Here is a 19,281-nt window from a genome sequence, read left to right on the forward strand (position 1 = left end):
TATGCCTGGCGGCCATAGCGTTGTGGAACCACCTGACTCCATGCCGAACTCAGTAGTGAAACGCAACCGCGCCGATGATAGTGTGGCAGCTGCCATGTGAAAGTAGGTCACTGCCAGGCACCCAATTTAAAAGCCCGATACATACGTGTCGGGCTTTTTCTGTTTCTGCGGTCAGCATCTTGCACATGGCAAAGGTAAACCCAGCGAAGCGACTGTTTTGCAGTGAAAGTAGGGCGAGGCGGGCCAGGCACCTAATCCGAAAAGCCCTTCACGTCTGTGAAGGGCTTTTTTCGTATGGGTATTACTCTGGGATAACAGGCTTTGGATCGCATCTTCCCTTAACGTGCCTGAAAAAGTGTTGTATTTATCGTCAATCGTGCCGATTGCATGTTTTTTGAGCTTGCTGTTCATGTAAAAAAGGCATAGCGTTAGATCGTAATAAAGCTGTCATGGTCCGATGCTTTAACTGGACCATGACCATGACAAGGGCCTGGCCCGGGGAGCACGCCTATGGACGGCTACGACCGCAAACGCTTTATTCTTGACACCAACGTACTGTTGCACGAACCCCTATCTATTTATTCCTTCAAGGAACACGATGTCGTCATCCCCATGACGGTGCTGGAAGAGCTGGATCGTATCAAGGACCGGCAAAAAGATGTCAGCCGGGACGCACGTGTTGCCATTCGTACCCTGGAAGGTATTTTTCATGATGCGACACCGGAGCAGATTATTGCCGGTGTGCCTCTGGGCTTGAAGGATGACGACGCTTCCGGCCGTATTGCCATTATCTCGGATCGTCACCTGCCGGAAGGCTATGCGGTGTTTACCGATGATGAAGCTGACAACCGTATTATCAATACCGCGCTTTATCTGCAAAAGCACCATGCGGGTAGCAAGGCAGTACTGGTCACCAAAGATATCAATATGCGCCTCAAGGCCAAGGGAGCGGGTCTTGAGCATGTGGAGGATTATCGTTCCGATCAGCTGGTGGATGACATTCGTCTGCTGTCCAAGGGCTTCTGTCATATTGAAGAGAGTTTCTGGGATCGGGTAGGTGAGTGTGAAAGTGAAACTTACGGTCGTGAAGTGATCCATACCGTTTCAGAAGAGCTGCTGCCGGGTGCTCATATCAACCAGTATCTTATCGACGATACCGAAGACTTCGCCGGCCGGGTGCTGGATAAAGAAAATGGCCAGCTGCGTTTTGTGGATCTGGGGCGTGAGCGGATGATGGGCCGTAAGGCCTGGGGTATTCATCCCAAAAATATCTATCAGGCGATGGCCCTTGATGCTTTGCTGGATCCCAACATTGAAATGGTGATCCTGACTGGTCCGGCAGGCTGTGGTAAAACCCTGCTGGCCATGGCATCGGCATTGGAAATGACCATCGAGAAGGGCATTTATGATCGGGTGATCGTCACCCGTAACACCCCGGAAATTGCCGAAAGCATCGGCTTTCTGCCCGGTTCGGAAGAAGAAAAAATGGCGCCCTGGCTGGCGGCCATCACCGACACACTGGAAGTACTGCATAAGCAGGATGAGTGTATGGACGGATCGCTCAGCTACATTATGGGCAAGGCCAATATTCAGTTTAAGTCGGTCAACTTTATGCGTGGCCGCAGTATTCAGAATACCTTTGTACTGCTGGACGAGTGTCAGAACCTGACGGCTTCTCAGCTTAAGACCATCATCACCCGCTGTGGGGAGGGTACCAAGCTGGTGTGCTCCGGCAACCTAGCTCAGATTGACTCCAACTATCTGACACCGGTAACTTCCGGACTGACTTACATTGTGGAGCGCTTCAAGGACTTTGAAGGCAGCGCCAACATATACCTTAACGGTGTCATGCGCAGCCGTCTGGCGTCTTTTGCCGAAGAAAATCTGTAACCTGCAAAACGGGGAGGCTTACTCCCCGTTGTTCTCCCTTCCGAGATAATGACTCAGCTCCCGGCTTTTCGGAGCCTGGAGCAGGCTGTTGTCACCTTGTTCAAAAATACAGCCATTGTGTATATAGATGATCTGATCGGCAATGCCGGCGGCTTCAGCCGGGTGATGGGTGACCATTAATACAATGAGTCCCAGTTTGTCGGTCTGTTCCCGCAGTAATTGCAGCAACTCAAAGCGCAGTGCCGGATCCAGTGCGGAAAAAGGTTCGTCCAGCAGCAATACCGGGCGGTTACGTACCAGACAGCGGGCCAGTCCGACTCTTTGCTGCTGCCCACCAGACAGTTGGGCTGGCTTACGTTGCAGCAGGCCGCTCAGGCCGACTTTATCAGCCACCTCGCTCACCCGTTGCTGCTGGGTCGGTGTCAGCTTCAGAGTCGTATTCAGGCCAATGGCAATATTCTGATAGACGGTCATGTGCCAGAACAGGTTGTTATCCTGAAACAGGGTGGTAATGGGGCGTTCAGCCGGTGTAAGTGGCAGCAGGTTCTGGCGGTTCAGGTGCAGCTCACCGGCCTCCACTCTGGCAAATCCACCGATCATGGCCAGCAGCGTGGATTTACCGGCCCCACTGGGGCCGATGAGGGCGGTGATGGTGCCTGGTGCTGCGGTCAGCGAGAAACACTGACTCTGCTCCGGGTAGCTTGCCGTAAGATCAGTCAGTGTGAGCATCTCTGCCTCCCAATACCCGCTCAATGAACAGAAACAATGTCAGGTTCAGCACCAGCAGCACCAGGGCGGTGGCAGCGGCTTCCGTCATTTGGTAATTCCCCAGTTGCTGATACAGCAACCAGGGCAGGGTCTGAAGTTGCTGGCTGCCAAACAAGGCGATAGCGCTGAGATCGCCCAGCGACAGCATCATGGCCAGCGCCAGAGTCAGGGCCAAAGGCCGCCGTAATACGGGCCATTCTACCAGCCGCAGGCGGTTCAGGTTGTGCAGAGCCAAGCTGTCACAGAGCCGGTCGTAGCGGCGGGATACCTGCTCCATGGGATGTTGCAGAGTACGTAGTCCATAGGGCATGGCCATCAAGGCATTGACCAGCACTACCAGTAAGGGACCCAGCGCAAACACATCGGTAACGCCACGCAGCAGAATAAACAGGCCTGTAGACAGAACCACGGCAGGCAATACCAGCACGGCAGAGGCAGCAGACTCGATCAGACTGGCCGGCAGGTTTTGCTCTCGGCGTATTCTGAGGTGCCGGCTGGTGAGCAGCAAAGCCGCTGTCAGCAATACCGACAGGCTGCCGGCACTCAGAGCGATGGTCACGGACTGGCCGAGAGCCGACCAGAGCTGCATGGAGGTCAGTGCCGCTAACAGCCGGGCATTCATACCGGCAGTCATGATGGCCACTAATGGCGGCAGAAAGATGCCAAGCGCCACTGTCATCACCAGCGCGTCGGTTAAACGGGTTCGCCACCATGGGACATCGTGACGCAGACAGGCAGACAGGCGATCACCCCGGTATTCCGGTGGCTTGCTCAGGGTGTATTGCAGCAGTAAAAACACACTGCAGAGCAATAGCTGCAGTAATGCCAGGCTACCTGCCAGGGACAAATCGAAGTCATAACGCAGGGCCTGATAGATGGCCACTTCCAGGGTGGTTGATTTTGGGCCGCCGCCCAGGGCCATCACGGTAGCAAAACTGGTGAAACAGAGCATAAAGATCAGGCTGGCCAGCCCCGGCAGTGAGCTGCGTACAGCCGGCCAGATCAGCCAGCGAAACAGTTGACGGCTGTTAAAGCCAAGCTGGCTGGCCAGCCGCCACTGACTGGCGGGAATGGCTTCAATGTTCTGTAACAGAATTCGAGCTGCCAGCGGCATATTGAAAAATACATGGGCCAGCAAGATGCCGGTCAGGCCATAGAGGTAACTGACCGGCTCCAGCCCGAACCATTGCAGCAGCGTGTTGCTCCAGCCCTGGCGACCGTGCACGGCCACCATGCCAAACACCACCAGAATGACCGGCAAGACCAATGACAGGCCAAACAGTCGCAGTAACAGCCCACGACACGGAAAACGCCTGCGCGACAGCGCCTGGGCCACTGGCACGGCCAGTCCCAGGCTGAGCAGGGTAGACAGTGCCGCCTGATAAAAACTGAACCAGATAACATGGCGCAGGTAAGGGTCGGCAACAATCAGGCTAACGTTACTGCCACCCTGAACCAGCAGGGCGGTAATGGGGGCGGCAGTCAGTAACAGAATGGCTGCAACACCGAAGGCGCCCGGCAGCCACCAAAAGCGGAACGACATCAGCGGGTTGTTGCATTCAGCCACTGGCGCAGCCATTGCTTACGCTGAGCGGCCACTTCTTCAGCGGAAAAACTGAGTGCCTTGTCTGGAATGATCAACTCATCAAAACCGGCAGGCAGAGGGCTGTCTATGACCGGGTACATCCAGTTGCCACCGGCAATATGCTGCTGAAAGCCGGGGCTTAGCATAAATTGCAGAAAGCGGGCGGCCAGCTCGGGCTGGTCTGTGCCCTTGATTTTCCCGGCCACTTCCACCTGCAGGTAATGGCCCTCTTCAAACGCGGCAGCCCGGTACTGATGCTGTTGTTCTGCTTCGATATGGTAGGCAGGAGAGGTGGTGTAAGACAGCACCATGTCGGCCTCATTTTTCAGAAACATGCCGTAGGCCTCGCTCCAGCCCTTGGTGACCGAAACGGTGCGTTTTGCCAGGTTTTTCCAGGCTTCCGGGGCCTGGTCGCCATAAAGCTTCTGCACCCACAGCAGCAGTCCCTGACCCGGTGTGCTGGTGCGCGGATCCTGATACAGCAGGGTCAGCTCTGGGCGCTCCAGCAGCTCGGCAAAACTGGCGGGCGGGTTGCTTAGTTTCTCGCTATTGTAAATAAAGGCAAAGTAGCCGTAATCAAAGGGCAGAAAATAGGGGTTATTCCAGTCGCCGGGCAGAGTCAGACTTTCGGGCGTCAGACCATGAGCTTCAATCAATCCGGTGTCCTGTGCGGTTTGCAGCAGATTATTATCGAGCCCCAGCACAATATCGGCCTTGGTGTTGTCCCCTTCCAGCCGCAGCCGGTTAAGAATGGACACACCGTCATCCAGCGCCACCCACTCAAGGTGGCAGTGGCAGTCGGCCTCAAAACTTTTCTTAATCGCCGGCCCGGGCCCCCACTCCGATGCAAATGAGCTATAGGTATAGATGGTCAGCGTCGGTGTTTGTGCCGCCAGCGGTGCACTGGCGGTCAGCAGCAAGGCAAGCAGAGTCTGTTTCACTGGGACACTCCCTGGTTGAATGATTGTTAGCGGAACGGCTTGTGCCGGCGGCTCGAAGCAAAAAAGGAAAGGCCGACATTGTAAAAAGATTTATCTCATGAAACCAGCCATGAAAGGATGAGCTCATGTTATCAGCCAACAAGGAGCAGCGGCTGTTCAGCCGTATGCAAGTGAATGCCACCGTAATCCTGGCCACGACCAGTGAGCGTATTCAGGGAACCTGCGTGAACCTTAGCCCTGAAGGTGTATTGATGCGTGTCGATCGCGGGTACTGTGAGCCGGGCCAGGAATGGCAACTGGTATTACCGTCAGCGAGTGAGCAGGTACCGCCGTTAATGGCCGTGGCCAGGGTGCTGAGGGTGGAGCAGGAAGATACCTGTGATCTGGTTGCCTTGTATCTGGAAGATGTGCACTAACACGAGAGGATGAATAAAAACGCCGGCACAGGCCGGCGTTTTATATGGTGTATGAAGGTTACAGCCAGGACGGCTGTTTTTCCTCATAGGCGTCGATCTGATCTGCGTGTTGCAGGGTCAGGCCGATATTGTCGAGGCCGTTAAGCAGACAATAGCGGCGGAACTCATCGATTTCGAAGGAGAAGGCATGTTCGCCGGCCCGCACTTCACAGGCTTCCAGATCCACGGTGATCTCGGCTTCTTTACTGGCGGCCACATATTGGAACAGGCTTTCGACCTGTTCGTCGGTGAGACGCACCGGCACCATGCCGTTGTTGATGGCATTGCCGTAAAAGATATCGGCGAAGCTGGGGGCGATCACCGCCTGCAGACCGAAGTCGGCCAGGGCCCAAGGCGCGTGTTCACGGCTGGAGCCACAACCGAAGTTTTCCCGGGCCAGCAGGATTACCGCCTCGTTGTAAGGGGCCTGGTTCAGCACGAACTCGGGGTTCGGCTGCTCGCCGGCGTCATCCAGAAAGCGCCAGTCGTGAAACAGATGCTTGCCAAAGCCGGACCGGGTCACCTTTTGCAGAAACTGCTTGGGGATGATCTGGTCGGTGTCTACGTTGGCCGCGTCCAGGGGGGCGGCGATACCGGTTAATTGCTTAAATCCGCTCATGACTATTCCCCTTACAGATCCCGAATGTCGACAAAGTGACCGAACACGGCGGCGGCGGCGGCCATGGCCGGGCTCACCAGGTGAGTGCGGCCACCACGGCCCTGACGGCCTTCAAAGTTACGGTTGCTGGTGGCGGCACAACGCTCGCCCGGCTGCAGCCGGTCGTTGTTCATGGCCAGACACATGGAGCAACCGGGCAGGCGCCATTCAAAGCCAGCTTCGATGAAAATTTTATCGAGGCCTTCGGCTTCGGCCTGAACTTTCACCTGCTGGGAACCGGGCACCACCAAAGCCTGAACGCCGCTGGCTACCTGGCGGCCTTTGGCGATGGAGGCGGCAGCGCGCAGATCCTCTATACGGCTGTTGGTACAAGAGCCGATGAACACCTTGTCGATTTGTACGTCGGTCAGCTTGCCACCGGCGGGAATGTCCATGTACTGCAGGGCCTTGGCTGCGGACTGACGCTCAACGGCGTCGTCAAAGTCTTCCGGCGCCGGAATGGTGCCATTGACCGGCATCACCTGGCCCGGGTTGGTGCCCCAGGTTACCTGCGGTGCAATGTCGGCACCGTTGAGCTCGACCACGACATCAAACTCGGCACCTTCGTCGGATTTGAGGGTGCTCCAGTAGGCCACGGCCTGTTCCCACTGCTCGCCTTCCGGCGCGAAGGGACGACCCTTGAGGTAGTCGAAGGTGGTCTGATCGGGAGCGACCAGGCCGGCCTTGGCACCCAGCTCAATGGCCATGTTACAGATGGTCATGCGCGCTTCCATCGACAGCGACTCGATGGCGCTGCCGCAGAATTCCACCACATAACCGGTGCCGCCGGCGTGGCCGACCTGGCCGATGATCGCCAGCACCACGTCCTTGGCGCTGATGCCCGGATTGAGCTCGCCGTTGACCTGGATCTTCATGGTTTTGGCCCGGCCCTGTTTCAGGGTCTGAGTGGCCATGACGTGTTCTACTTCGGAAGTACCGATGCCGAATGCCAGCGCGCCAAAGGCACCGTGGGTGGCGGTGTGGGAGTCGCCGCAGACGATGGTGGTGCCCGGCAGGGTCAGGCCCAGCTCGGGACCGATGACGTGGACGATCCCTTGGTACTTGTGGTGCAGGTCGTACAGAGGCACGCCGAACTCTTCACAGTTTTTGGCCAGGGTTTCCATCTGGATGCGGGCCATTTCACCGGAAGCGGCGATGTCGTTGGTCTCGGTGGACACGTTGTGGTCCATGGTCGCCCAGGTGCGGTCGGGGCGGCGCAGCTTGCGGCCCTTTTCGCGCAGGCCGTCAAAGGCCTGGGGCGAGGTGACTTCGTGTACCAGGTGGCGGTCGATATAAAGCAGCGGGGTTTCGCCGGCTTCATTGCGTACCAAGTGGGCATCAAAAACTTTCTGATAAAGGGTCTTGGCCATTACTTTTCTCTCCGGATGCGGGACACGATCTGCTCACCCATCTGACTGGTAGACTGCACCGGATGTTCGGCATGGTCGCTGTACAGGTCGCCGGTGAAGTAGCCGGCGGCCAGGGTTTCGGCCACGGCGCGCTCGATGGCCTGGGCCGCTTCTTCCTGTTTGAAGCTGTAACGCAGCATCAGGGCGGCAGACAGGATCTGGGCGATGGGGTTGGCAATGCCCTTGCCGGCGATATCCGGGGCGGAGCCGCCGGCCGGCTCGTACAGGCCAAAACCCTGGTCGTTCAGGCTGACGGATGGCAGCAGACCCATGGAACCGGTGATCATCGCCATTTCATCGGAAACGATGTCTCCGAACAGGTTGGAGCACAGCAGCACGTCGAACTGGGACGGGTCCTTGATCAGCTGCATGGTGGCGTTGTCGATGTAGATGTGGTTCAGGGTCACATCCGGGTAATCCTTGGCGATCTCGGTGACCACTTCGCGCCACAGAATGGAAGCCTGCAGGACGTTGGCCTTGTCGACGGAGGTGACCACGCCGCGACGGCCCTGAGCGGCCTCGAACGCCAGGCGGGCGATGCGCTCAATCTCAAAACGGTGATACACCTCGGTATCAAAGGCCTTTTCCTCGGGGCCTGAACCTTCACGGCCCTTGGGCTGACCGAAATAGATGCCACCGGTGAGCTCGCGCATACACACAATGTCAAAGCCCCGGGCGCTGATGTCGGCGCGCAGCGGAGAGAAGCCTTCCAGCCCCTGGTAGATCTTGGCCGGACGCATGTTGCAGAACAGCTTGAAATGGCCGCGCAGGGGCAGCAGGGCGCCGCGCTCGGGCTGCTCGTTAGGGGGCAGGTTTTCCCACTTGGGGCCGCCCACTGAGCCGAACAGCACCGCATCGGCGGCTTCACAGCCTGCCAGGGTGGCAGCGGGCAGGGGAGAGCCGTGGTTGTCGATGGCGATACCGCCCACATCATAATGGCTGTAGTCCAGTTGCAGACCAAACTCGGCCTGCACCTTGTCCAGCACGCGAATGGCTTCTGCCATCACTTCCGGGCCAATGCCGTCACCCGGCAATACCGCGACCTTGTAGCTTGCGCTCATGTTCACACTGTCTCCATACGTATTTTTTTCTGAATTTCTTCTTTCTTTTCCGCGACCTGCTCAGCCCGGTAAATGCAGTTAATCACGTGCACCAGTGCTTGGGCTGACGACTCGACGATGTCGGTGGCCAGGCCCATACCATGAAACTTACGGCCCTTGTACTCTGCCACAATGTCCACCTGGCCAAGGGCGTCTTTACCTTCCCCCTTGCTTTGCAATTCGTACTTGTCGATGCGGATATCGTAGCCGGTGACCCGATTGATGCACTGGTACACCGCGTCTACCGGACCATTGCCGACCGCGGCCTCGTTAACGATATCGCCACCGACTTCCATACGTACGCTGGCGGTAGACATCACATTGCTGCCGGACTGCACGCTCAGGTACTTGAGCTTGAACTGTTCGGGTTCTTCATGGATCTGGCTGAAAAACACCAGTGCTTCGAGATCGTAGTCGAATACCTGGCCCTTGCGATCGGCCAGTGCCAGAAAACTCTCGTAAAGGGTATCGAGATCATAATCCTGCTCGCTGTAACCCATCTCGGCCATACGGTGTTTGATCACGTGGCGACCGGAGCGGGAAGTCAGATTGAGCTGGTTCTTGGGCAGGCCGATGCTTTCGGGGGTGATGATCTCGTAAGTGTTCTTGTTTTTGAGCACGCCGTCCTGGTGAATACCGGAGGAGTGGGCAAAGGCGTTGGCACCTACGATGGCCTTGTTGGGCTGCACCGGCATGTTGCACAGGTTACGCACCAGCTGGCTGGTCCGGTAGATTTCCTGGCTTTTAATGTTGGTGTGTACCCCGAGCATTTCGCCCCGGGTCTTCATCACCATGGCCACTTCTTCCAATGAGCAGTTACCGGCGCGTTCGCCGATGCCGTTGATAGTACATTCGATCTGGCGCGCGCCCTGCTGTATGGCAGCGATAGAGTTAGCCACCGACATGCCAAGGTCGTCGTGACAGTGCACGGAAATTACCGCCTCGTGAATATTGGGCACCCGCTCGAACAGGGTCTGAATAATGCCGCCGAACTCGCTGGGGACGGTATAGCCCACGGTATCGGGAATATTCACGGTACGGGCTCCGGCCTTGATCACGGCTTCCACCATGCGGCACAGGTTATCGATGGGAGTGCGCCCGGCGTCTTCGCAGGAGAATTCCACATCGTCGGTATAGCTCCGGGCATGCTTGACTGCCGCCACGCTCATTTCCACGACCGAATCGAAATCCTTGCGCAGCTTGCTTTGGACATGAATGTCGGAGGTGGAAATAAAGGTATGAATACGGAACTGATCTGCTACCCGCAGGGCCTCGCCGGCAGCGTCGATATCGGCCTTGAGCGCACGGGACAGGGCACAGACCCGGCTGTTTTTGATGTGGCGGGCAATAGTCTGTACCGATTCAAAATCGCCGGGCGATGAGATGGGAAAGCCCACTTCCATTACGTCCACACCGAGCCGTTCCAGAGCCTGGGCGATCTGCAGTTTTTCCTTGACGGTCAGGCTGGCAGAAAGCGCCTGTTCACCGTCCCGCAAGGTGGTATCGAATATGATGACTTGGTTCGACATGTCGCTTCCCTCTGTGTATTCGTGCCGCCCGAGGCAAAATGAAAAAACCCGTGCGGACGGCACGGGTTTTAAAGTGTGAAACTGTGTGAGTGATAAATTACAGCTACGCCTGACCCCGTGCGCTAAAGCACCTTGTTGGTTAGTCGTAGTAGCTGAATTTGTGTTTTCATGGTCACTCACATCAGGAAAGAATCCGTTAACAACGCTATACAGATAACGATTAACAAGGGTGCTGTCAACTTCGTTATTCTCGAGCAGGGCGTCATCTGCTCTTTGTCAGACGGGGTAAATGGCTGTGAATTGGTTTTTTATACTGCTTTATTTATATTTCATTAAAATAATATTTCGTAATCCATTTGAAATGTTGTGCTGTTGTTTTGTTATTGCGGACATCTGCTTTTCCGGTCTTTTCGGTCAGGGTTTAAACACTGGTACCAGCAAGTCAGCCTGGCTGGTGCTTTTGTATAAAAACATCCGACGGCAGGCTGTTTCAGGCGAAGCCAGCAGATTTGTGAACCCCCCGTGGACAACGGATTTAAAGCAGGTTAAGGTGAATTTTCATCTTTTTCCCGCTTATCTTCAGCTTGGCTGATGTAAGTTATTGTTTTATAAATATAAAAACTTTCCTTTGGCGGTATGTAAACGTACCGGCATGCCTGCCTTATGCAAGGGAAGCAAAGTGAACGGAGCAGAGCCTGGAGGGCTTTACCATGGAGATGTTATCAGGCGCAGAAATGGTTGTGCGAGCGCTGGAGGACCAGGGAATTGATTACCTGTTCGGTTATCCCGGCGGCTCGGTACTGGACATCTATGATGCCTTGTTTGAAAACAGCAAAATAGAGCATGTGCTGGTGCGCCACGAGCAGGGTGCCGTGCACATGGCCGATGGTTATTCCCGGGCTACCGGAAAAGTGGGTACCGTACTGGTGACCTCTGGGCCGGGAGCGACCAACTGCATTACCGGTATTGCCACCGCCTACATGGATTCCATTCCCATGGTGGTGTTGTCTGGTCAGGTACCAACTCACTATATTGGTGACGATGCCTTCCAGGAAACCGACATGATCGGCATTTCCCGTCCTATCGTAAAACACAGCTTTTTGTGCAAGAAGGCGTCCGATATTCCGCTGGCCATAAAAAAAGCCTATTACATTGCGGCGTCAGGACGTCCCGGCCCGGTGGTGGTAGACCTGCCCAAGGACATTCAGAATCCGAAAGAAAAGCATCCCTATGTTTACCCTGAGTCGGTGGACATGCGTTCCTACAATCCCACGGGTGTGGGCCACAAGGGACAGATTAAAAAGGCCATGAAGGCGCTGGCCGCTGCCAAGCGCCCGGTGATGTATGTGGGAGGCGGAGCTGTTACCGCCGATGCCAGCAGCCTGGTGGTGCAACTGGCTGAGCAGTTCAATCTGCCGGTCACCAACACCTTGATGGGCCTGGGGGTTATGCCCGGTACTCACAAGCAGTTTATCGGTATGCTGGGTATGCATGGCACTTATGAAGCCAATAAAACCATGCACAACTCGGATCTGATCCTGGCTATTGGTGCCCGCTTCGACGACCGGGTGACCAACAATGTGGCCAAGTTCTGTCCTCATGCCACCATCGTACATGTCGATGTGGATCCGACCTCCATTTCCAAGACCATTCCGGCGCATATTCCCATTGTGGGCTCGGCCGATACCGTGCTGGCTCAGATGCTGGAAACCATTCGTGAGCTGGGCCTGCAGCCCGATTTGCAGGCGATGGACGACTGGTGGGTGCAGATTGAGCAGTGGCGTGACCGCAAGTGCCTGAGCTATGAGAAAAGCGATAAGTTCATCAAGCCCCAGCAGGTGATGGAGGCGGTATACCGCATTACCGAGGGCAAAGCCATCGTCAGCTCCGATGTGGGGCAGCACCAGATGTTTGCCGCGTTGTATTACCCTTATGACAAGCCGCGCCAGTGGATCAACTCCGGCGGTCTGGGCACCATGGGGTTCGGTCTGCCTGCTGCCATGGGGGCCAAGCTGGGCTGCCCTGATGCGGTGTCGGTGTGTGTGACCGGCGACGGCTCCATACAGATGAACATTCAGGAATTGTCCACCTGTATGCAATACAACATACCGGTCAAGATCATTTCCATGAACAACAATGCGCTGGGCATGGTGAAGCAGTGGCAGAAGATGTTCTATGAGGGTCGCCAGAGCCATTCTTACATGGACTCGCTGCCTGATTTCGTCAAGCTGGCCGAGTCCTACGGTCACGTGGGGATGAAGGTGACCGATCCGGCCGAGCTGGATGCGGCCCTGGAGAAGTGTTTCTCCCTTACCGACAGGCTGGTATTCATGGATATTCAGATCGATCCGGAAGAGCATGTTTACCCCATGCAAATCAAAACCGGAGCCATGGATGAAATGTGGTTGAGCAAAACGGAGCGAACCTGATGCGGCGTATTATTTCCCTGTTACTGGAAAACGAATCCGGTGCCCTGAGCCGGGTAGTTGGATTGTTTTCCCAGCGGGCCTATAACATTGAAACTCTGACCGTGGCACCTACCGAGGATCCTACCCTGTCACGCATGACCATAGTGACCAACGGTGATGAGCGGGTGATTGAACAGATCACCAAGCAACTGAACAAGCTGGTGGACGTGCTGAAGGTCAGCGATCTGACCGACGGGGATCATATCGAGCGGGAAATCGTGCTGGTCAAGGTGCGTGCCGATGGCAGTAACCGTGATGAAGTGAAGCGTACTGCTGATATCTTCCGTGGCCAGATCGTGGATGTCACGCCTCATCTCTACACCGTGCAGCTGGTCGGCACCAGCGATAAGCTCGACGCCTTTATTCGCAATATGAGCGAAACAACTGAGGTAGTGGAAGTGGTGCGCAGTGGTGTATGCGGCGTGTCCCGGGGTGAAAAAGCCCTGCGCGCCTGAGCGGCCCGCTACTGACTATTTTAAAGCCGCCCACCGGGCGGTTTTTTTGTGAGTGGGCTTCTGGTTTCACGCTTCGTCTCAAAAAAAGTTGACATTCATTACCAGCGATTGAAAATCAGTAGCAGAGATAAGGGGTGGGAGCCGGTAATGCCAATGGAGACCGGGACGGCCCGACAAGGGACGACTCAAGTATTGAACACAACAGTTACAAATACGCCGTCTACCAGGCCGGACCAGGGGCTACCGGCATTTTATACTCAGCTGGCAAGCGGTCTGGCGGCACTGTATGGCCGCCATTGCGAAGTGGTGGTTTACAGTCTGCACCAGCCCGAAGGGGTGGCGGTGCAGGTTGCCGGAGGCAATCGTCAGCCCGGGGCACCCATGACCGACACCGAGCAGCAGTTGCTGGCCGAATTGCTGAGCAGTGGCAAGGAGCGCTTGTGCCTGACTTATCAGCATCTGAGTTCGCCGGTACGCAGCTTGCTGCAACTGCTGCATGATACTGCCGGTGACACCGCCGGCGTGCTGTGTGTCCATCTGGATCTGAGTGTACCACTGCATGAACTGATGGCGGATTTGCTGCCGCCGGAAACCGAACGTCCGCAAGCTTCGGCAGAAAACTTCAGTAACAATGTTGAGGAGCTGGTGACCCTGACGGTAGAACGCACTATTGAGACCATCAATGCCGATCCTTACGTAGCCAACAACGCCAAGAACAAACAAATTGTCACCACCCTGTTTGAAAAAGGCATTTTCGATATCAAGGATGCCATTGCCATGGTGTCGGAAAAACTTAACATATCCAAACACACTGTCTATCTCTACATCAGACAGAAAAAGCGCGATGATGAAGAAGAAGTCTCATCATCCAATAACCAGGAGAACCCATGACTAAAACCGTAATCGCCACCGAACAAGCCCCCGCAGCTATTGGCCCGTACATTCAGGCTGCCCGTGTGGGTAACATGGTCTACACTTCCGGCCAGATCCCGCTGGATCCGGCTACCATGGACGTGGTGGAAGGCGGCATTGAGGCCCAGACCAAGCAGGTGATGGACAATCTGATGGCAGTGCTGGCCGAAGCCGGTGCCGATGCTTCCAGTGTGATCAAAACCACCTGTTTCCTGTCCGACATGAACAACTTCCTGGCCTTTAACGAAGTGTATGCCAGCTACTTCGCCGCCGGTGCCCCGGCCCGCTCCTGTGTGGAAGTGGCCCGTCTGCCCAAGGATGTGCTGGTAGAAGTGGAAGCCATCGCCCTGGCTGAATAAACCACTTCAAGAGCGGCTCCGGCCGCTCTTTTGCTATATGCGGATGCTTTCATGAATAACACTCCCCTTCGTTTTGCCCTGCTGGTAACCGGTCCCTGTTATGGCTCTCAAGCGGCTACCGATGCCTGGCGCTTTGCCTGCGCCGTGCTGGCCCAGGGGCATGCCATCGACAGCGTGTTTTTTTATCAGGAAGGGGTGCATAACGGTAACCGGCTGGTACAGCCGGCCAATGATGAGTTTGATCTGTACCGGGCCTGGGTTGAGCTGGCCGAGCGCCATGATCTGACCCTGGACCTGTGTGTGGCGGCGGCGTTGCGTCGCGGGCTGTGTGATGACACCGGTGCCGCCGAGGCCGGGCTGGGAGTGGGCAATGTGGTGCCGCCCTTTCGAATGAGCGGCCTGGGTGCGCTGGCGCAGGCCGCATTAACCGCCGATCGGATGGTGCAATTCTGATGAACAAGGTCGCTTTCGTATTTCGTACCTCGCCTCATGGCAGCGCCACCGGGCGGGAAGGACTGGATGCCGTGCTGGCCGCCTCAGCCTTGAGTGAAGAGCTGGCGGTGTTTTTTATTGGGGACGGTGTCTATCAGCTTAAAACGGGCCAGACCCCGGCGGCCATTCATTGCCGGGACTATGCTCCTACCTTCGGCATGCTGGAGCTGTACGAGATAGAACAAATCTACGTGTGCGCAGACTCTCTGGCAGAACGGGGGCTGAGCCTGAGCGACCTGTGTATTGCGGCGCAGGCCTGTAATACCGACGAGCTTGGCGGCTTGCTGGCCGAGCATCCCGTCCGGCTGACCTTCTGAGGAATTATGCTGCATACTGTGAAATATTCACCTTTCAGTGATCAAAGCCTGGAGCAGGCGCTGCGTTACCTGCAGCCCGGAGATCAGTTGGTGTTATGGCAAGATGCCGTGATTGCGGCCACTCTGCCGGCATGGCAGGCCCGGTTGCAACAGCTTGCCAGTGACGGTTGCCTGTATGTGATGCAGGAGGACCTGGATGCCCGTGGCCTGGTGGCTGGTGTGGGGGAGCCACTGACCATGGCGGGGATGGTCAAACTGGTTATTGAGCAGGGCAGCCCCACTGCCTGGTGATCCGGACTGTATAAATCTTGACTTGCCCGCTGGTCAGGAATAGAATTTTGCGTCCCCGCATTTGGGGATGGATTTTTTCAACTGTAGAACGACATTATCAGGAGCTGTTAATGGCAACTATTAACCAGCTGGTTCGCAAGCCGCGTAAAGCAATCGTTGCTAAGAGCAACGTGCCTGCGCTGGAAGCCTGCCCGCAAAAGCGCGGTGTTTGTACCCGCGTATACACCACCACTCCGAAGAAGCCGAACTCCGCACTGCGTAAAGTATGTCGTGTTCGTCTGACCAACGGTTTCGAAGTGAACTCCTACATCGGTGGTGAAGGCCACAACCTGCAGGAGCACTCCGTTGTTCTGATCCGCGGTGGTCGTGTTAAAGACCTTCCCGGTGTGCGCTATCACACCGTTCGCGGCGCGCTGGACACCTCTGGTGTTGCTGCACGTCGTCAGGCCCGTTCCAAGTACGGTGCCAAGAAGCCCAAGGCTTAATGGTTCTCCGTTAAGTAAGGCCAAACATTTATTTTTTAACCTGTTTTGTTTTGGGTTAATCCTGAAGCTACGGAGAGTTAGCAATGCCAAGACGTCGCGTAATCGGCCAGCGTAAAATTCTGCCGGATCCCAAGTTCGGATCCGAGCTGCTGGCAAAATTCGTTAACGTAGTAATGGTAGACGGTAAAAAATCTACCTCTGAAAAGATTGTTTACGGTGCTCTGGACATCGTTGCCGCCAAGACTAGCAAAGATCATCTGGCGCTGTTCGAAGAAGCCCTGGACAATGTTCGTCCTACTGTTGAAGTTAAATCCCGCCGGGTAGGTGGTTCTACCTATCAGGTGCCTGTTGAAGTACGCCCTGTGCGTCGCAACGCGCTGGCCATGCGCTGGCTGGTAGAAGCTGCGCGTAAGCGTGGTGAAAAATCCATGGCCCAGCGTCTGGCTGGTGAGCTGATGGATGCCTCTGAAAACAAAGGTTCTGCTGTGAAGAAACGTGAAGACGTTCACCGCATGGCCGAAGCCAACAAGGCCTTCGCTCACTACCGCTGGTAATGAGAGCGGGCGCGGCAGCTGCCGCGCCCTTTGTTGCTCACTAAGGACAATCGACCTTGGCAAGAGGATCTTATTGTGGCTCGTACAACCCCGATTGAGCGCTACCGTAATATCGGTATCAGTGCTCATATTGACGCCGGCAAAACCACCACTACCGAGCGTATCCTGTTTTATACCGGTGTAAACCATAAGATCGGCGAAACCCATGAGGGTGCCGCGACCATGGACTGGATGGAGCAGGAGCAGGAGCGTGGTATCACCATTACGTCCGCAGCAACGACCTGTTTCTGGGACGGCATGGATCACCAGTATCCCCAGCACCGTATCAATATCATCGACACCCCCGGACACGTAGACTTCACCATTGAGGTCGAGCGGTCCATGCGGGTGCTCGACGGTGCCGTTATGGTGTATTGCGCCGTGGGTGGTGTTCAGCCGCAGTCCGAAACGGTGTGGCGTCAGGCCAATAAATACCATGTTCCCCGTATTGCCTTCGTCAACAAGATGGACCGTACCGGTGCCAACTTTTTGCGGGTGGTCGAACAGATCAAAACCCGTCTGAAAGGCGAAGCTGTACCGGTTCAGCTGCCCATTGGCGCCGAAGAAGGCTTCAAAGGGGTGGTCGATCTGGTCAAGATGAAAGGCATTGACTGGAACGAGGGTGATAATGGCACCACCTTTGAATACCACGATATTCCTGCAGATATGCAGGAACTGGCCGAAGAGTGGCACCAGAACCTGGTAGAAGCCGCTGCCGAAGCCAGTGAAGAGCTGATGGAAAAATACCTGGAAGAAGGTGAGCTGACTGAGGCCGAAATCAAAGCCGGCCTGCGCAGTCGTGTGCTCAACAACGAAATCATCCTGGTAACCTGTGGATCCGCGTTCAAGAACAAGGGTGTACAGGCCATGCTCGACGTGGTGGTGGAATATCTGCCGTCACCGGTGGAAGTGCCTGCCATCACAGGCGTAAAGGAAGACGGTGAAACGCCTGATACCCGTACCGCCGACGATGCTGCGCCTTTTGCGGCGCTGGCCTTTAAGATCGCCACCGATCCTTTTGTGGGCAACCTGACCTTTTTCCGCGCCTACTCAGGTGTGGTTAACACCGGCGATACGGTGCTGAACGCGGTCAAGGGCAAGCGCGAACGCATCGGTCGTATTGTGCAGATGCATGCCAACAAGCGGGATGAAATCAAATCCGTTTGTGCCGGCGACATTGCCGCTGCCATCGGCCTGAAAGATGTAACCACCGGTGACACCCTGTGTGCCCCGGATGCGCCCATCATTCTGGAACGTATGGAATTTCCCGAGCCGGTGATCTCGGTCGCGGTTGAACCGCGGACCAAGGCCGATCAGGAAAAAATGGGCCTGGCACTGGGCCGTCTGGCTCAGGAAGATCCTTCCTTCCGTGTGTGGACGGACGAAGAATCCGGTCAGACCATTATTGCCGGCATGGGTGAACTGCATCTGGACATTATCGTGGATCGCATGAAACGCGAGTTCAAGGTAGAAGCCAATGTGGGCAAGCCTCAGGTCTCGTATCGGGAAACGATCCGTGGCTCCGTGGAGCAGGAAGGCAAGTTCGTGCGCCAGTCCGGTGGTCGCGGTCAGTTTGGTCATGTCTGGATCAAGATCGAGCCGCAGGAAGAAGGTGCCGGATATACTTTTGAAAATGCCATTGTAGGCGGTGTGATTCCGAAGGAATACATTCCTGCCGTTGACAAAGGTATTCAGGAGCAGATGAAGCAGGGCGTACTGGCGGGTTATCCCATCGAAGACTTTAAGGTCACCCTGTATGACGGCTCTTTCCATGATGTTGACTCTTCTGAAATGGCCTTTAAAATCGCCGGTTCCATGGCGTTTAAAGAGGGTTTCATGAAATGTAACCCTGTTTTGCTGGAGCCGCTGATGAAGGTGGAAGTGGAAACGCCGGAAGAGTATATGGGTGATGTCATCGGTGATGTGAACCGTCGCCGTGGTATCATCGAAGGCATGGAAGACGGTGTCACCGGCAAGATTGTGAATGCCCTGGTTCCGCTGTCCGAAATGTTCGGTTACGCTACCGACCTGCGTTCTCAGACTCAGGGGCGTGCTTCCTACTCCATGGAGTTTGCCAAGTACGCCGAAGTGCCTGCGAACATGGCCGAGGCAGTGATTGCTGTACGCCGAGGTTAATTTAATCTTTGTTAAATCTTCCCGCCCCAGCCGGGCGGGAGCAAATCAGGAAGGACTAGTCCGTGTCTAAAGAAAAATTTGAACGTACGAAACCGCACGTTAACGTTGGTACCATCGGCCACGTTGACCACGGTAAAACCACTCTGACCGCCGCCATCACCACTGTTCTGGCCAAGAAAATGGGTGGCTCTGCCCGCGGTTACGATCAGATCGATAACGCTCCGGAAGAAAAGGCCCGTGGTATCACCATCGCCGCTTCTCACGTTGAGTACGACACTGAAACCCGTCACTACGCTCACGTTGACTGCCCTGGTCACGCTGACTACGTGAAAAACATGATCACCGGTGCTGCCCAGATGGACGGCGCGATCCTGGTAGTAGCTGCCACCGACGGCCCCATGCCGCAAACCCGTGAGCACATCCTGCTGGCCCGCCAGG

Annotated in this window: 20 protein-coding genes and 1 rRNA gene; 14 read left to right on the forward strand and 7 right to left on the reverse strand. The window is 55.8% G+C overall.

Annotated elements, in window-relative coordinates:
- The first annotated feature begins 4 nt into the window (after positions 1-4).
- Together rrf and B6S09_RS17650 are read left to right on the forward strand one after the other, a co-directional pair.
- A 5S ribosomal RNA gene (gene rrf / locus B6S09_RS17645) occupies positions 5-119 on the forward strand.
- A gap of 391 nt (positions 120-510) precedes the next feature.
- Positions 511-1,890, forward strand: a complete 1,380-nt coding sequence (locus tag B6S09_RS17650) for a PhoH family protein (protein ID WP_094279800.1) — start codon at positions 511-513, stop codon at positions 1,888-1,890.
- 18 nt (positions 1,891-1,908) lie between these two features.
- Here B6S09_RS17650 and thiQ read toward each other — a convergent pair whose 3' ends face one another.
- Genes thiQ through thiB form a run of 3 tightly spaced genes read right to left on the reverse strand, consistent with a single transcriptional unit; the run spans position 1,909 to position 5,172 of the window.
- On the reverse strand, positions 1,909-2,619 hold the full coding sequence (thiQ, locus tag B6S09_RS17655; RefSeq protein ID WP_094279801.1) for a thiamine ABC transporter ATP-binding protein: 711 nt from the start codon (positions 2,617-2,619) through the stop codon (positions 1,909-1,911).
- Entirely contained in the window at positions 2,603-4,201 is a 1,599-nt protein-coding gene (gene thiP, locus B6S09_RS17660; RefSeq protein ID WP_094279802.1) for a thiamine/thiamine pyrophosphate ABC transporter permease, read from the reverse strand. The genes thiQ and thiP overlap by 17 nt, the downstream gene beginning before the upstream one ends.
- Positions 4,201-5,172 carry a thiamine ABC transporter substrate binding subunit gene (thiB, locus tag B6S09_RS17665; RefSeq protein ID WP_208321801.1) on the reverse strand — a complete coding sequence of 324 codons (972 nt, stop codon included), beginning with the start codon at positions 5,170-5,172 and terminating at the stop codon, positions 4,201-4,203. The genes thiP and thiB overlap by 1 nt, the downstream gene beginning before the upstream one ends.
- Before the next feature lie 137 nt (positions 5,173-5,309).
- Between thiB and B6S09_RS17670 the strand changes: the two genes are divergently transcribed.
- Entirely contained in the window at positions 5,310-5,600 is a 291-nt protein-coding gene (locus B6S09_RS17670) for a PilZ domain-containing protein (protein ID WP_094279804.1), read from the forward strand.
- Between the two features lie 58 nt (positions 5,601-5,658).
- Here the strand turns inward: B6S09_RS17670 and leuD are convergent, their stop codons facing one another.
- From leuD to leuA, 4 genes are read right to left on the reverse strand one after another with little or no spacing between them, the layout of a single operon-like run.
- Positions 5,659-6,258: a 3-isopropylmalate dehydratase small subunit gene (leuD, locus tag B6S09_RS17675; RefSeq protein ID WP_094279805.1), complete on the reverse strand. Its 600-nt coding sequence runs from the start codon at positions 6,256-6,258 to the stop codon at positions 5,659-5,661.
- A gap of 11 nt (positions 6,259-6,269) precedes the next feature.
- Positions 6,270-7,667: a 3-isopropylmalate dehydratase large subunit gene (gene leuC, locus B6S09_RS17680; RefSeq protein ID WP_094279806.1), complete on the reverse strand. Its 1,398-nt coding sequence runs from the start codon at positions 7,665-7,667 to the stop codon at positions 6,270-6,272.
- A complete protein-coding gene (leuB, locus tag B6S09_RS17685; protein WP_094279807.1) occupies positions 7,667-8,767 on the reverse strand; it encodes a 3-isopropylmalate dehydrogenase in 1,101 nt (366 codons plus the stop codon). Before leuB ends, leuC begins: the two co-directional genes overlap by 1 nt.
- 2 nt (positions 8,768-8,769) lie before the next feature.
- Entirely contained in the window at positions 8,770-10,335 is a 1,566-nt protein-coding gene (gene leuA / locus B6S09_RS17690; RefSeq protein ID WP_094279808.1) for a 2-isopropylmalate synthase, read from the reverse strand.
- Positions 10,336-11,045: 710 nt separating this feature from the next.
- On the opposite strand from leuA, the gene B6S09_RS17700 reads away from it, so the two are divergent.
- From B6S09_RS17700 to B6S09_RS17750, 11 genes are all read left to right on the forward strand, one after another.
- The gene (locus B6S09_RS17700) at positions 11,046-12,764 is read left to right on the forward strand and encodes an acetolactate synthase 3 large subunit (RefSeq protein WP_094279810.1); all 1,719 of its coding nucleotides are present in this window, start codon (positions 11,046-11,048) and stop codon (positions 12,762-12,764) included.
- Entirely contained in the window at positions 12,764-13,258 is a 495-nt protein-coding gene (ilvN, locus tag B6S09_RS17705) for an acetolactate synthase small subunit (RefSeq protein WP_094279811.1), read from the forward strand. The genes B6S09_RS17700 and ilvN overlap by 1 nt, the downstream gene beginning before the upstream one ends.
- A 192-nt stretch (positions 13,259-13,450) precedes the next feature.
- A complete protein-coding gene (locus B6S09_RS17710; RefSeq protein WP_243832912.1) occupies positions 13,451-14,149 on the forward strand; it encodes a helix-turn-helix transcriptional regulator in 699 nt (232 codons plus the stop codon).
- Positions 14,146-14,529 carry a RidA family protein gene (locus B6S09_RS17715; protein ID WP_094279813.1) on the forward strand — a complete coding sequence of 128 codons (384 nt, stop codon included), beginning with the start codon at positions 14,146-14,148 and terminating at the stop codon, positions 14,527-14,529. The genes B6S09_RS17710 and B6S09_RS17715 overlap by 4 nt, the downstream gene beginning before the upstream one ends.
- Positions 14,530-14,580: 51 nt before the next feature.
- On the forward strand, positions 14,581-14,982 hold the full coding sequence (tusD, locus tag B6S09_RS17720) for a sulfurtransferase complex subunit TusD (protein WP_094279814.1): 402 nt from the start codon (positions 14,581-14,583) through the stop codon (positions 14,980-14,982).
- Positions 14,982-15,338, forward strand: a complete 357-nt coding sequence (tusC, locus tag B6S09_RS17725; protein ID WP_094279815.1) for a sulfurtransferase complex subunit TusC — start codon at positions 14,982-14,984, stop codon at positions 15,336-15,338. The genes tusD and tusC overlap by 1 nt, the downstream gene beginning before the upstream one ends.
- A gap of 6 nt (positions 15,339-15,344) precedes the next feature.
- A complete protein-coding gene (gene tusB / locus B6S09_RS17730) occupies positions 15,345-15,629 on the forward strand; it encodes a sulfurtransferase complex subunit TusB (protein ID WP_094279816.1) in 285 nt (94 codons plus the stop codon).
- Between the two features lie 110 nt (positions 15,630-15,739).
- The gene (gene rpsL, locus B6S09_RS17735; protein WP_019935972.1) at positions 15,740-16,114 is read left to right on the forward strand and encodes a 30S ribosomal protein S12; all 375 of its coding nucleotides are present in this window, start codon (positions 15,740-15,742) and stop codon (positions 16,112-16,114) included.
- Positions 16,115-16,197: 83 nt separating this feature from the next.
- Positions 16,198-16,668: a 30S ribosomal protein S7 gene (gene rpsG / locus B6S09_RS17740; RefSeq protein ID WP_019935973.1), complete on the forward strand. Its 471-nt coding sequence runs from the start codon at positions 16,198-16,200 to the stop codon at positions 16,666-16,668.
- Between the two features lie 75 nt (positions 16,669-16,743).
- Positions 16,744-18,843, forward strand: coding sequence for an elongation factor G (gene fusA, locus B6S09_RS17745; RefSeq protein WP_094279817.1), 2,100 nt, complete (start codon positions 16,744-16,746; stop codon positions 18,841-18,843).
- 62 nt (positions 18,844-18,905) lie between these two features.
- Positions 18,906-19,281: GTP-binding protein (locus tag B6S09_RS17750; protein WP_211281093.1), on the forward strand; the 376-nt coding region annotated here is incomplete at its 3' end.

Source organism: Oceanimonas baumannii (assembly GCF_002245495.1).
Taxonomy (GTDB): domain Bacteria; phylum Pseudomonadota; class Gammaproteobacteria; order Enterobacterales; family Aeromonadaceae; genus Oceanimonas; species Oceanimonas baumannii.

Coding starts and splice junctions, on each gene's coding strand:
- B6S09_RS17650 (WP_094279800.1), top strand. CDS start 511: ATGGACGGCTACGACCGCAAACGCTTTATTCTTGACACCAACGTACTG.
- thiQ (WP_094279801.1), bottom strand. CDS start 2,619: ATGCTCACACTGACTGATCTTACGGCAAGCTACCCGGAGCAGAGTCAG.
- thiP (WP_094279802.1), bottom strand. CDS start 4,201: ATGTCGTTCCGCTTTTGGTGGCTGCCGGGCGCCTTCGGTGTTGCAGCC.
- B6S09_RS17670 (WP_094279804.1), top strand. CDS start 5,310: ATGTTATCAGCCAACAAGGAGCAGCGGCTGTTCAGCCGTATGCAAGTG.
- leuD (WP_094279805.1), bottom strand. CDS start 6,258: ATGAGCGGATTTAAGCAATTAACCGGTATCGCCGCCCCCCTGGACGCG.
- leuC (WP_094279806.1), bottom strand. CDS start 7,667: ATGGCCAAGACCCTTTATCAGAAAGTTTTTGATGCCCACTTGGTACGC.
- leuB (WP_094279807.1), bottom strand. CDS start 8,767: ATGAGCGCAAGCTACAAGGTCGCGGTATTGCCGGGTGACGGCATTGGC.
- leuA (WP_094279808.1), bottom strand. CDS start 10,335: ATGTCGAACCAAGTCATCATATTCGATACCACCTTGCGGGACGGTGAA.
- B6S09_RS17700 (WP_094279810.1), top strand. CDS start 11,046: ATGGAGATGTTATCAGGCGCAGAAATGGTTGTGCGAGCGCTGGAGGAC.
- ilvN (WP_094279811.1), top strand. CDS start 12,764: ATGCGGCGTATTATTTCCCTGTTACTGGAAAACGAATCCGGTGCCCTG.
- B6S09_RS17715 (WP_094279813.1), top strand. CDS start 14,146: ATGACTAAAACCGTAATCGCCACCGAACAAGCCCCCGCAGCTATTGGC.
- tusD (WP_094279814.1), top strand. CDS start 14,581: ATGAATAACACTCCCCTTCGTTTTGCCCTGCTGGTAACCGGTCCCTGT.
- tusC (WP_094279815.1), top strand. CDS start 14,982: ATGAACAAGGTCGCTTTCGTATTTCGTACCTCGCCTCATGGCAGCGCC.
- tusB (WP_094279816.1), top strand. CDS start 15,345: ATGCTGCATACTGTGAAATATTCACCTTTCAGTGATCAAAGCCTGGAG.
- rpsL (WP_019935972.1), top strand. CDS start 15,740: ATGGCAACTATTAACCAGCTGGTTCGCAAGCCGCGTAAAGCAATCGTT.
- rpsG (WP_019935973.1), top strand. CDS start 16,198: ATGCCAAGACGTCGCGTAATCGGCCAGCGTAAAATTCTGCCGGATCCC.